Raw genomic sequence first — 12462 nt, 5'->3', positions numbered from 1 at the left:
CTCGAAAGGCACCCCGGCCCCCGTGTCCGAACGACCCTCCGCCCCCGGCGGCGGCCGCAACACCCGCCACCCCACCGGCATCCGCGTCGTCATCGCCCTACTGGCCCTGTTCGCCCTGGTCCTGGGCCCGGTGGGCTACCTACGGGGTCTGACCGCCGTCGCCCACTCCGGCTCGGCCGCCGAATGGTTCACCCTGGCCTTCGGCGCCGCCGTGGGCATCCCCTTCCTGGCGGCCGCCGTGGCCACCGTCGCCGGAGACCGCAAAGCAGCCCTGTGGTCACTGGCCCTGCTGGTGTGGCCGGTGGTCTTCGTCACCGTCCTGCACCTGACCACCTGAAACTCCCGCCCCCCACACCGATGCGGGAAGCGGCACGCAGGGCCCACAACCCCACACCAGCGACGGTAGGCTACCGGCGTGTCACCCAAGAAACGCAAGCGCCGCAAGGCCCCACAGGCCGACACCGCCCCCACGCCCCGGGCGGGCACCGAACAGGCGGGCACGGCCCAACACGCCCCAAGGGAGCGGATCAGCCGCACCCCGGTGGTGGTCACCGACCCACCCGACCGCAGGATCACCGCCCTGTGGGTGGCCCTGGCCCTGCTGTGGGCACTGGGCACCCCACTGGCCCTGGCCCACCTGCTGTTCGTGGCCATGGACCTGCAGGAAGCGGCCCTGCGCGCCCAGGACCCCGCCGCCCCGCCACCGCAGACCAACGTGGACGCGATCGGCGACGCCCTGGTCTGGTTCCTGGTCCTGGCCCTGGCGGTCCCGGCCGTCTCAGCCCTGACCGCGCTGGTACTGCGCCGCAAGATCGCCGCGATCGGCTTCACCGTCGCCCTGGCGGCCGCGGCGCTGCCCCTGCTGTGGATCATGCCGCCCCCCGAACTGTGGGACGCTCTTCGCACACACCTCCTGGGACCCTGACACCCGCACGACCCCACCTGCCATGCCCACGCCCCGTCCTGGGCCATCATGGATAACCGTGAACACACCCCGACCCACCCACCACACCCCACCCATCGACGAAGGCGCCCTCCCCGAACCCGTACGCGCCCGCCTGCAACACACCACCCACAGCGTCCTGGTCGACACCCGCGCCCTGGCCCAGGTACGTGAACGCTTCGACACCGAGCAGGCCCAGACCCTGGGCCGCTACCTGGCCAACGCCCAATCACCCAACACCCTGCGCGCCTACCGCACCGACTGGACCTCCTTCACCGCCTGGTGCCTGGCCGAACACCGCCAGTCCCTGCCCGCGGACCCGGTGGACGTGGCCGTGTACCTGGCCTCCTGCGCCCAGACCCGCACCCCCGACGACACCGCCTGGGCCCTGGCCCCCTCCAGCATCGAACGGCGCGCCGCCGCGATCGCCGCCGTCCACGGCGCCCACGGCCTGGAATCACCCACCCGCGCCGAAGTGGTACGCATGACCATGCGCGGCATCCGCCGCACCCGCAAGGCCCGCCCACGCCGCAAGGACCCGGTGGTACTGGCCACCCTGGAAGCCCTCCTGGCGGTACGCCCCGACCCCGGCCACCCCCAGGGCGTGGCCCGGCGACGCGACACCCTGCTGCTGCTGACCGGATTCGCCGGAGCCCTACGCCGCACCGAGCTGGCCTCGCTCACCTTCGACGACGTCACGGTACGCACCGACGCCTCCACCGGCGCCCCCGCACTGGTGGTACGCCTGGGCCCCACCAAGACCGACCAGGAGGACCGCTACGGCCAGGTGGTGGCCCTGCCCCGGGGACGCCACCGCCACACCTGCCCGGTGTGCGCCCTCGCCGACTGGTCCCACCTGCTCCAGACCCACCACCAGGGCGGCACCCGGGCGGTACGCGCCCTGCTGGCGCAACCAGACACCAACGCCCCGCTCACACACCTGTGCCGCGACTGGCACGGCACCGACCTGCGCGACGGATCCGGGCGCCCGCTCCTGCCCGCCGTGGACCAGCACGGCCACATCGCCCCACGGGCGATGTCGGGCCGGGCCGTGGGCGAGCTGGTCAAACGCTACGCCCGCCGCGCCGGACTCAACCCCGACGACTTCGGCGGACACTCCCTCAGGTCCGGCTTCGCCACCCAGGCGGCGCTGGGCGGGGCCAGCGACCGCGAGATCATGCGCCAGGGACGGTGGACCAACCCGCGCACGGTGCACGACTACATCCGCACCGCCAACCCGCTGGAGGACAACGCCGTCACCCACCTGGGCCTGTGACCGAACCCCCACAGCAACTCTGGTGTCTCAGCTTGTCAACAAACACACCAGCAGTACTCGAAAACACCCGTTAAAGTGCGATCCTGCCCTGATGAGACATTAGGTTGGTTGCGTAAGAAAGGGGACGGACCTATGGTCGACGAGTTTCGCGCGGCATTCCAAGAACTGATCGACGCCTCCGTGGCCACCGACCCCCAACACTTCCCCACAGCAGTCCACAAGGTCTACCTCCTGGCCTCCCAGATCCCCGTCGCCGAACGCGAACTCGCCCTGGAAGCCCTGACCCCCCTCCTGTCCGGAGACCACGCCGCCCCCGGCATCATCGCCGACCTGTCCGTGGTCGCCGGAGCCCTGGTCGAAATGGGCACCGACCCCGGCCCCACCGGCGTGGAAATCCTCCACCGCGCACACACCATGGGCAAGGGCGCCATCGTCTTCGCACGCGCCTGGGAACGCACCGGCGGCGGCACCCCACCCGACCCCGACACCATCACCGCCGACGCCGAAACCCGCGTCGCCACCGACCTGGGCCCCGACGCACCCAGCGCCACCATGTGCTGGTGGACCATCCGCCGCCACGGCCTGGCCGCCAAAACCATGCTCAGCGAACCCGGCGTGCGCGCCCACCTACGCCGCACCCCCTCCCTGCACGCCGAACTCGTCGCCATCGCCAACCAACTCAGCGACCTGCTCACCGAGTTCGACGAGGTCCGCGCCCTACTCCACATGACCGAAGCCACCAACGCCCTGGTCATGGACCGCCACTCCGGACGCGCCTTCCGCGTCCTCTTCGACGGCATCGGCGACAACTCCCAACTCCACACCCTGCTCGCCGACGCCCTCATCGGCCCCGAACGCCAGGGCCTGCACGGAGACCCCCCCGACCCGCGCTGGGTCACCGCCTTCCGCGACGGACCCCCCGACCCGCAAGCCCAGACCGTACGCGGCTGGTGGAACCTGGTCGCCCACGACGGCACCTGGGTGTGGAACGAGGGCCTACCCGCCCAGATCCCCACCATCGACGGCGAACACGTCCTGATCCTGGACGAACAGCCCTACCCCCGCTCCTGGAACGCCGCACGCCGCCACCCCCAGGTACGCGGCTGGCTGGAGGTGGAAGCGGAACTGGACACCGAGGAAGCGGCCCGGTGGTGGGAACGCGTCGCCCCGGCCGAACCCGCCATCCCCAGCGCCGAAACCCAACAGGACCACCCGCCCCTGCCCGAACCGGTGGTCCTACAGAACGAGGACACACCCCAGCCCCACCGGGTACGCAACTTCCTGCCCGAGGACACCCCCGCCCCCACGCCCCAGATCCCCACCACCCCGCCTCCACCGGCCCCACCCGCCGCAGAGCCCGCACCCGAACCCCTCCACCAGAACCCCCCAGAACCCGACCCGACCAGCGCCTCCGGCAACGGATTCCTGCCACCCCTGCCCCGGGGAGTGTCCAAAAGCGCCAACTGGGGACCCACCTGGCGCTGAGAGCCGGCCACCCCACCCCCAGGCCAGCGCCCCACAGCGCCCACACCGCACCGGCCCGGGCACCCCCCGCGCACCGAGAACACAGGGACCACCCGGGCCGGATCCGCCCTCAGACGCGGTGCCGTGCCGCCCGGGCCGCCGACGCCGACCGAGCACCCTCCTCGTCGTCGCCGTACAGGCCCTCGAAGTACTCCTCCTCCTCCGTGGAACCCTCGCCCTCCCGCCCCCGGCGCCAGCGCCCACCCACGAACAGGGGGGCCAACAGCACCACCACGAGCGGAACGAACACCCCCAACGGCAACAGCACCAGAGCGCCCTCCGTCCCGGGCACCTGCGGCAACCGCTCCAACAGGTGCATCCGCACCAGCGACACCGCGCTCAACGCCCCCACCGTCAACGCCATCGCGAAGGGCAGCATCGGTGTCAGCCGCGCAGGGACCGCGGCCAGCGCCACCAGCAGGCCCACACCCACCAGCCCCGCCACCGCCAGGGGACCCGCTCCCTGCAACACGCCCAAACCCGCGGTGTGCAGGCCACGAAGGTGGGAGAACGCCCACCCCGTCACCAGCACCAGCACGGGCCCCACAATCAAACCGGACAAAAAACCGACGAAATGTCGCACAGGGGTGCTCCTCTCAGGGGTTGCGCAGCACCTTAGCGGCAAAAACGATCTTCAGCACGACATCCCACCATTACCGACACCGTCGCCACCCTCCTCCACCACGGCGCAAACCCTCAGCACCCGCACGGCCCGGCACACGCAGCACCCGGTCACTGGGCGCCCCGGCACCCCACCGGCGCCGCAGCTCATAGGCCACCAACACCACCAGCACCGACCCCACCGACGCCGCCAACGCCTGACGCTGGTCGGGCAACACCGCCATCGCCGCGAAAACCGTCACCAGACCAAGCAACACCACCCACGTCAGGTACGGAAACCCCCACATACGCAAGGTCAACCGCTCAGGCTCACGCCTGCGCACCCGCGCCCCCACCACCAACTGCGAGGCGCAGATGGTCAAGAACAAGACCAGCAGGATCGCACCGATCGAAGCCACCAGGAACGCGAACACCCGGTCAGGCCACAGGTAGTCGGCCACCACCGCGGCATAGCCCACCACCGTGCCCAACAGGATCGCCCGCACCGGCACACCCCGACGGTTGGTCCCACGCAACGCACCAGGAGCATCACCCTGCCGCGTCAGGGTGAACAACATCCTGGAAGAGGTGTACATCGCCGCGTTGAGCACACTCAACACCGCGACGAGCACCACGATCTCCATGATCAGCGCCGCCCCGGGCACCCCCACACGCTCCATCACGGCCACGAACGGACTACGCCCCGGCTCCACGGTGTCCCACGGCAACACCATCACCACCACCAGGATCGAAGCCACATAGAACAACCCGATCCGCCAGAGCACATTGGTGATCGCCGAAGCCACACTCCGCTCAGGCTCCGCACTCTCACCAGCGGCAACAGTAATGATCTCCACCCCGCCAAAGGCGAAGAGCACCACCACCGTGGCCGCCAGCACCGAGACCCACCCGTTGGGCACGAACCCGCCGTGCTGCCACAGATTGGCCACACCAGAACCGCCCGAACCACTCCACAACCCCAACGCCCACAGGCCACCGACCAACAGGAACGCCACGATCGTGGCCACCTTGACCAGGGAGAAGAACGACTCGGTCTCCGCGAAGACACGCACCGAGACCAGGTTGGCCGCCGTCATCGACAACAACACCAACAACGCCAACGCCCACCCGGGAACACCCGGCACCCACTGACCCAGAATGGTCGCACCGGCCACCGACTCAGCGGCCACCAACACCGCGTACATCCACCAGTACACCCAACCGATGGTGAAACCGGCACGAGGACCAAAAGCCAGACGGGCGTAGTCGGAGAAGGACCCGCCCGCGGGAACCGCCACCACCATCTCACCCAGGGCACGCAGGGTGAAGAACACCAACGCACCGGCCAGGACATAGGAGAGCACCGCGGCCGGACCCGCCAACCGGATCACCGAACCCGAACCGATGAACAACCCGGCGCCCACCGAACCGCCGATCGCGATCAGCGCCATGTGACGCCGCCGCAGCGAATGGGCCAGCCCCGCACCGGAGGCACTCGTCTCGTTGGCCGCCCCCGAGGGCGGCATCGCACTGCCTGCCACCCGGCCAACCCTAGGCACACCTCACCCCCCGAACACCCGACCACCCCACCCGAACACACAAAAAGAGGAGGTGAGGGCCACCACACCCCCACCCCCTCCCGGGCGCCCACACCTCAACCCTCCTCGGCCTCCACCTCACGCAACTCCCGCAACCGAGCCAGCTCACGCACACCCACCACCTCAGCCGCATCAGCCACGATCCGCGAAAAATTCACCGGCTGATCCAAACTCACCATGTGCCCCGCACGCGGCACATTCACCAACCGACCATCCGCACACGTGTCAAAGAACCGCTTCTCATGAATCCGAAAGTGGTCCCGCGACCCGTTGATCAACCACACCGGCCCCGGATACGCCGACAACGCCGACAACACATCCATCTCCGAGACCGCGTCGATCACCGCCGTGGCCGCCTCCACCGCCAAACCGCCGTCCAACACCGCCTCCGCTGCACCATCACGCAACGTCAACCGGTGAAAACGCTCATTGACCGCCGCACCCCGGTCCGGCAACCGATCCATCAACACCGCCGGAATCCGGTACAACTGCGCCAACAACTGCGCGGGCTTGGCCGTACACCCAGCCGCCACCAGCCCCGCCACCCGATCCGGAGCCGCACCCGCCGTCGCGATCGACACGAACCCGCCCAGACTCAACCCCACCAACAGCGCACGACCACCCACACCATCGATCGCCTCCAACACCGCATCCACCGCACCCCCCAGCGAGAACTCCTCCCCACGCCGCGAACCGTGCCCAGGAAGATCAGGCGCCACCACCGTGCACCCCTGAGCCTCCAACAACTCCACCTGCGGACGCCACATACTCCCCGACAACCGCAACCCATGCACCAGAACAATCGGCACACCCATGAACGCCTCCTCCTACCGCGCCCCGTAGCGCACCGTCACCGGAGCATGATCAGACCAACGCAACCCGTGCTCCGCCGCACGCTCCACCCGCGCCGACACGGCACGCGCGGCCAACCCCGGCGTAGCCACCTGCAGATCGATCCGCCACCCCGTGTCATTGTCAAAGGCCCGACCCCGATAGGACCACCACGTGTAGGGCCCCTCCCGCTCCGGATGCAACGCCCGGACCACGTCCACGTACCCGGCCTCGTCGAAGACCCGCGACAACCACGCACGCTCCTGCGGCAGGAACCCCGCCTTCCTCCGGTTGTTGCGCCAGTTCCTCAGATCCACCTCGGCGTGCGCGATGTTCCAGTCCCCGCACACCACCAACTCACGCCCCTGGTCACACACCTCCCGGCGACGCCTGACCAGATAGGGCAGGAACGCCTCCATGAAACGCTCCTTCTCCAACTGACGCTCCGTACCCACCTCACCCGAGGGCAGATACAAACTCGCCACCGTCACCCCACCCAGATCCACCTCCACATACCGGCCCGAATCCTCGAACTCGGCATGACCGAACCCCACCCGCACACCATCAGGCTCCTCGCGCGAGTACACCGCCACCCCCGCACGACCCCGCACCGACGCCGGAGCCAACACCACATGCCACCCCTCAGGCTCCACCACCCCAGCGGGCAACTGGTCGGCCTCAGCCCGCGTCTCCTGCAAACACACCACGTCAGCCTCGGTCGAGGCCAACCACCCCACGAACCCCGGATCCTTCTTCGCCGCGGCCCGCAGACCGTTCACATTGACACTCGACACCGTCACAGCACTCGTCATCACAGGGCAAAGCCTAGCCACACCTCAACCACCTCCGCCCTCGGCCACCAGACGCCGCAACACCCCATAGGTCCGGTTGGACGAAGCCGCCTCCCGCTGCGCCCGAGCCGTCACCTCGATATAGGCCTGCGAGGAAGCCACCGACGCATGCCCCAGCAAATGCATGATCTCGGTGACCGAGGCCCCGTCCTCCGCCAACCGCGTCGCGAAGGTATGACGCAACGCATGCACCAACGTCCCCCGCGCCACCCGGTCATGCACCCCCGCATGCCGGTAACACTGCTTGACCAGGTACTGCAGCCCGCCCCGCCGCAACCCCTGGCCCCGGTTGTCCACCAACAACGGATCCGCCCCCCGCACCACCCCGAACCGCTCACGCCGCGAGACCAGATAGGCCTCCAACAACGCCTCCAACGGCACCTCGATCGGCAGGACCCGCTCACCCCCGCCCTTGCCCACCACACGGATACGCCGCTCACCCGAACGACCACCCACCGACTCCACCCGCAGCGCGAGCATCTCCGCCGAACGCATCCCCGTCAGCAACGCCAGGGCCAGCACCGCCAGATCCCGCTCCGGCCACGGATCACGCGCCTTACGCGCCCCCCGCGCCAACGCCTCCAACAACCGCTCAGGGGTGTCCTCACCCATCAACGGCTTGGGAGACGAAGGCCGCACCCGGGGCCGCGGCACCGCCGACATCGGATTGCCCGCCACCACCTGCTCCGACACCCAGAACGCGAAGAACCCGTTCCACGTCGACCAGGCCCGCAACACACTCGAAGCCGCCCGCTCGGTAGCGAACTCCGCGAACGCCGCCCGCAACACCGGCGCCCCCAGATCCGCCCACACCACCCGCTCGGGCCCCACGCCCCTCACCTGGGCCACACACTCCAACACCCCGTGCAGATCACGCCGGTAGGCGGCCACCGTGTGGGGGGAGGGCTTGGCCGCCCGACGCGCCACCAGATACTGCTCAACAGCCTCGACCACAGGACCCGTCTGACCACTCATACCCACAGCATCCCCGATCCCGCAGGCACTTCCACCGCCCGCCGTCGGGATTCGCACACCGTGGGCGGGGGAGCGGGGCACAGGAAGGACGAGCACCGGGGCGGGGGCACGCACGGGGGAGAGGGGCGCCCCCGACCCGCGCGCCCACGTCCCCACGGGGACGGAGCACCGCCGCACACGACGCATGCACAAAACGCGACATTCCCACAACCCTGGGTGACAACCGGTGGCGCGTGGCCCCGGCGGGGCGGGGGAGTGGGCGTGGAGCCCACGGGCGCCCCCGGGGCGCACACCGGGCACGGACAGCCCGGCGACGGGCGGCGGAGGGCGCACCAGGGCACCGGGCACCAGCAGCACCGAGGCGGCCGGGGAGTGGGCGCACGCGGAGCCGGGAGCATCCATCCGAACACACAAAACGTGCATAAGAACACAGAAACCTACAAAGTCATGCATAACACGGTTTATGCATGAAACATGGAGAGAACCGGCATCCCGCGAGCGCGAGGAGGCCGAGACCCCGCCCCCCGAAGCCTCACGCCGGCGAGCCACCCTCACGACCGGGCCCACCCACCACGAACACCGGGGGACCACCCCGAGACACCCGCACGCACACCCCGCACAGCGGCGCCCGCCAGCCGACCCGGCCGGATACACAGCCCTGAACAGCCACAACACCAGGACACAGCCCGACAGGCACACACCGCACACGAACCCGAGACGGCGAGACCGAGCAACCAGGCCAGCACACGAGCAGGCCAGCACACGAGAACCGACCCGGTGGACACCACCAGCCCGCACCGACTCAATCGCTCCGACGCCGAGCACCCGGCCCGGACACACCAGCCCCGTCAGCCCACACCAACACCCAACGCCCGACCCGAGCGGAAACCACGCACAACGCACGGCCGCAAGACCTCCACAACCCCTTCCCTAACCCCCACACCAAAACGCCGATAATGCACATTATGTCAAGTAGAGGTGTCGGATGCCCCCACGACACCCCTCCTCACAGACCCACACCCATGACCATCTGAACCAGAACCTACTCCGGCAACCGCAACCACCCCGTACGCACCCGCCACGAACCCCCCGACTCCAACCGCTCCACCACCGCACGCTCCAACCGCGTCCGCCTCGGCGCCGCCCCCACATCCACCACCGGCATCCCGAAAACGAACCGGAACACATCCGACTCCCCCGGCTGCCCCTCACCCACCAACGTGAACCGACGCTGGAACCGCACGATGTTGGACCCCTCCCCCAACACCTCACCCCACTGCGGATCCAACAACCACGACGTACACGTGGCCACCACCGGATCAAACCCCAAATGCTCCCGGGCGAACCCCCGAGCCCGACCCAACGCACCATCCACCGACACCGGATCCAACCCACCCGTGGGAATGTGCACCCGCAGAGCCATATCCCCCCGACCCATCCCCGGACCCAGCCCCGCCGCCTCCACCTCCGAAAACCACTCCACACCGCCCCCATCCACCAACACACCAGGCTCGAACTGCAACCCACCCAACCAGTACAGGCGCCCACGGAACTGCGCGGCCACCCACGCCGCCGTCTCCACACCCAACCGACCGAACATCCGACGCGACCGCGCCACCTGCACACCCACATCGGCCAACGTCGCCACCGTCACCGACCGATCCACACCCAACGCCCCATGCGCCTCGAACTGCGCCGGCACCCGCGCCGCGAACGCCCACAACGACGCCGCCCGCACCCGCGGATCCTCCACCTCCACCAACGCCGGCCAATCCCGCCACCGACCCACCGGCAGATCCGCGTCCGCGCACAACCGCCGGTACATGCACCCCACCAGATGCCACAACTCCGGCGGCCACTCCCCCCACGGCGCACCCGAACCCGGCCACAACGACTCCACCTCGGCCCGATCCACCGCATCCAACGCGAACAGATCCAACACCCGAGCCGCCTCAGCCCCCACCGGAACCTCCAGAGCCCTCACCGGCTCCGGCAACCGCTCCGCCTCCTCCAACCACACACGCACATCCGCACCCAAGCCGAACCGTTCCACCACCGCGACGCTGTCCATCCCCACATCATGGCCAACCACCACAGCACGCGCCAGTGAGGCCAGCCTCACAAGTGGGCATAGTGTTGACGTAACCCACCAACACCACCCCACCAACCGAAAACGAGGACCACCACCGATGCCCGTGCACGACCCGGCGCACCACGTCCGCGACTGGATCGCCACCTACGACACACCCACCACATCGGTGGCCCACCTCCTCTGCGACCGCCACACCCCCCACACCACCGCCACCACCGAAATCGGCCCCACCCTGGCCGCGACCACCCTCACCTTCGGCGAACTCACCGAACGCTCCCGCGCCCTCGCCGCCGGACTCGCCGACCTGGGCATCACCACCGGCGACCGCGTCGCCACCCTCATCCCCAAGGGCACCGACCTCACCGTCACCGCCCTGGCCACCTGGCGCCTGGGAGCCGTCCTGGTCCCCCTGCTCTCCTCCCTCGCCCCCTCCGCCATCACCGAGCGCCTCACCGACTCCCACGCCCGCCTGATCGTGTGCGACGCCGAGTACCGCAACAAACTCGACCCCGGCCCCGACACGGCCCCCTCCCCCACCCCGCACATCGCCACCACCGGCACCCACCCCCTGCGCGAGGGCGACCACACCCTGGTCGACCTCACCGAACGCGGCGCCACCGCGACACCCCTCCCCGACACCGCGGTCGGCGGCGACGGCCTACTCGCCATCGTCTACGTCTCCAGCGTCATCGGCCCGCCCCGCGGCGTACGCGTACCCGTACGCGCCCTGGCCGCCATGCACGCCTACCACCACTACGGCCTGGGCGTGCAGGACGACGACGTGTACTGGAACACCGCCGACCCCGGCTCCGCCTACGGCCTCTACCACGGCCTCATCTCGCCCCTGCTCGCCGGGCACAACTCCCTGGCCCTGCGCGCCGGGTTCTTCGACCCCGAACTCACCCTCGACGTACTGGGCGTCCACGGCGTCACCAGCCTGGCCACCGACCCCACCACCTACCGCACCCTGCGCGCCGCCACCAAGACGCTGCCCCCCGAGGTGATGGTCCAGAGCCTGGCCAGCGCCGGAGAACCCCTGACCCCCGACGTCATCGACTGGGTCACCGACATCTTCGGCGTGCCGGTACGCGACCACTACGGGCAGACCGAACTGGGCTGGTGCGTGGGCATCCCCAACGGCGACACCGGCCAGGACGTCGCCCCGCCGCCCGGATCGATCGGCCCCGCGCTGCCCGGCTGGCGGATCGAGGTCCTGGAGGCCATCTCCGACGACCCCGCTCCCCCGGGCACCTACGGACGCATCGCGGTGGACCTGGCGAACAGCCCGCTGGCATGGTTCGACGGCTACGTCGGCCACGAGAGCGCCTCACAGGTACGCTTCACCCCCGACCACGCCTACTACCTGACCGGGGACACCGGGATCCGGGACCGCGAGGGGTCCCTGTTCTTCTCCACCCGTGACGACGGCGCGATCCTGACCTACGGCTACCGGATCGGTCCCACCGAGGTGGAGTCGGTGCTCAACGCCCACCCGGCCGTGGAGGAGTGCGGGGTCTACTCCATCCCCGACGAGCTCGCCGGCCAGGTCATCGGCGCCCGTGTGGTCCTGGCCCCGGGCCGGGACTCGGCCCCCGAACTGGCCGGGGAGCTCCAGGAGTGGGTGCGCGACCGGATCGCCGAGCACGCGGCCCCGCGGGTGGTGGACTTCGTGGACGAGTTGCCCAGGACGGCCTCGGGCAAGATGCGGCGGGCCCGCCTGCGGTGAGCGCGTGCGTTCCCGCTCCCCCGCCTCCACCGCGGGCGGTGCGGTG

At 69.8% G+C, this 12462-nt stretch carries 11 protein-coding genes; 5 read left to right on the top strand and 6 right to left on the bottom strand.

Annotated elements, in window-relative coordinates; all coding sequences use genetic code 11:
- Positions 1–22: 22 nt before the first annotated feature.
- The 4 genes from FYX01_RS10130 to FYX01_RS10115 all read left to right on the top strand — a co-directional run bounded on the left by FYX01_RS10130 (position 23) and on the right by FYX01_RS10115 (position 3704).
- Positions 23–337 carry a hypothetical protein gene (locus tag FYX01_RS10130; protein WP_150239870.1) on the top strand — a complete coding sequence of 105 codons (315 nt, stop codon included), beginning with the start codon at positions 23–25 and terminating at the stop codon, positions 335–337.
- Positions 338–415: 78 nt separating this feature from the next.
- The gene (locus tag FYX01_RS10125; protein WP_150239868.1) at positions 416–925 is read left to right on the top strand and encodes a hypothetical protein; all 510 of its coding nucleotides are present in this window, start codon (positions 416–418) and stop codon (positions 923–925) included.
- Positions 926–983: 58 nt separating this feature from the next.
- A complete protein-coding gene (locus FYX01_RS10120; protein WP_190394257.1) occupies positions 984–2219 on the top strand; it encodes a site-specific integrase in 1236 nt (411 codons plus the stop codon).
- Between the two features lie 132 nt (positions 2220–2351).
- On the top strand, positions 2352–3704 hold the full coding sequence (locus FYX01_RS10115; protein WP_150239864.1) for a hypothetical protein: 1353 nt from the start codon (positions 2352–2354) through the stop codon (positions 3702–3704).
- A 109-nt stretch (positions 3705–3813) separates the two neighbouring features.
- On the opposite strand, the gene FYX01_RS10110 is transcribed toward FYX01_RS10115, so the two are convergent.
- From FYX01_RS10110 to FYX01_RS10085, 6 genes are all read right to left on the bottom strand, one after another.
- Complete coding sequence (locus FYX01_RS10110) at positions 3814–4326, bottom strand: hypothetical protein (RefSeq protein WP_150239862.1); 513 nt, start codon at positions 4324–4326, stop codon at positions 3814–3816.
- A gap of 70 nt (positions 4327–4396) precedes the next feature.
- On the bottom strand, positions 4397–5794 hold the full coding sequence (locus tag FYX01_RS10105) for an amino acid permease (protein WP_150239860.1): 1398 nt from the start codon (positions 5792–5794) through the stop codon (positions 4397–4399).
- Positions 5795–5997: 203 nt separating this feature from the next.
- Entirely contained in the window at positions 5998–6756 is a 759-nt protein-coding gene (locus tag FYX01_RS10100; RefSeq protein WP_150239858.1) for an alpha/beta fold hydrolase, read from the bottom strand.
- A gap of 12 nt (positions 6757–6768) precedes the next feature.
- Positions 6769–7584: an exodeoxyribonuclease III gene (locus FYX01_RS10095; RefSeq protein WP_190394269.1), complete on the bottom strand. Its 816-nt coding sequence runs from the start codon at positions 7582–7584 to the stop codon at positions 6769–6771.
- A 24-nt stretch (positions 7585–7608) separates the two neighbouring features.
- Positions 7609–8598 (bottom strand): tyrosine-type recombinase/integrase, encoded by a 990-nt coding sequence (locus FYX01_RS10090; RefSeq protein WP_150239854.1) that lies wholly within the window; start codon positions 8596–8598, stop codon positions 7609–7611.
- A gap of 1042 nt (positions 8599–9640) precedes the next feature.
- Positions 9641–10669: an acyltransferase domain-containing protein gene (locus tag FYX01_RS10085; RefSeq protein WP_150239852.1), complete on the bottom strand. Its 1029-nt coding sequence runs from the start codon at positions 10667–10669 to the stop codon at positions 9641–9643.
- Positions 10670–10787: 118 nt separating this feature from the next.
- Here FYX01_RS10085 and FYX01_RS10080 point away from each other — a divergent pair, with 118 nt between their 5' ends.
- On the top strand, positions 10788–12416 hold the full coding sequence (locus FYX01_RS10080; RefSeq protein ID WP_150239850.1) for an AMP-binding protein: 1629 nt from the start codon (positions 10788–10790) through the stop codon (positions 12414–12416).
- Positions 12417–12462 lie beyond the last annotated feature (46 nt).

It is taken from the genome of Nocardiopsis quinghaiensis, from assembly GCF_008638365.1.
Classification (GTDB): Bacteria; Actinomycetota; Actinomycetes; order Streptosporangiales; family Streptosporangiaceae; genus Nocardiopsis; species Nocardiopsis quinghaiensis.
This window is presented reverse-complemented; position numbering and strand designations above follow the sequence as displayed.

Excerpts from the sequence above, each read along its gene's own strand:
- FYX01_RS10090 (WP_150239854.1), bottom strand. The coding sequence starts at position 8,598 with ATGAGTGGTCAGACGGGTCCTGTGGTCGAGGCTGTTGAGCAGTATCTG.
- FYX01_RS10100 (WP_150239858.1), bottom strand. The coding sequence starts at position 6,756 with ATGGGTGTGCCGATTGTTCTGGTGCATGGGTTGCGGTTGTCGGGGAGT.
- FYX01_RS10080 (WP_150239850.1), top strand. The coding sequence starts at position 10,788 with ATGCCCGTGCACGACCCGGCGCACCACGTCCGCGACTGGATCGCCACC.
- FYX01_RS10085 (WP_150239852.1), bottom strand. The coding sequence starts at position 10,669 with ATGGACAGCGTCGCGGTGGTGGAACGGTTCGGCTTGGGTGCGGATGTG.
- FYX01_RS10095 (WP_190394269.1), bottom strand. The coding sequence starts at position 7,584 with ATGACGAGTGCTGTGACGGTGTCGAGTGTCAATGTGAACGGTCTGCGG.
- FYX01_RS10115 (WP_150239864.1), top strand. The coding sequence starts at position 2,352 with ATGGTCGACGAGTTTCGCGCGGCATTCCAAGAACTGATCGACGCCTCC.
- FYX01_RS10105 (WP_150239860.1), bottom strand. The coding sequence starts at position 5,794 with ATGGCGCTGATCGCGATCGGCGGTTCGGTGGGCGCCGGGTTGTTCATC.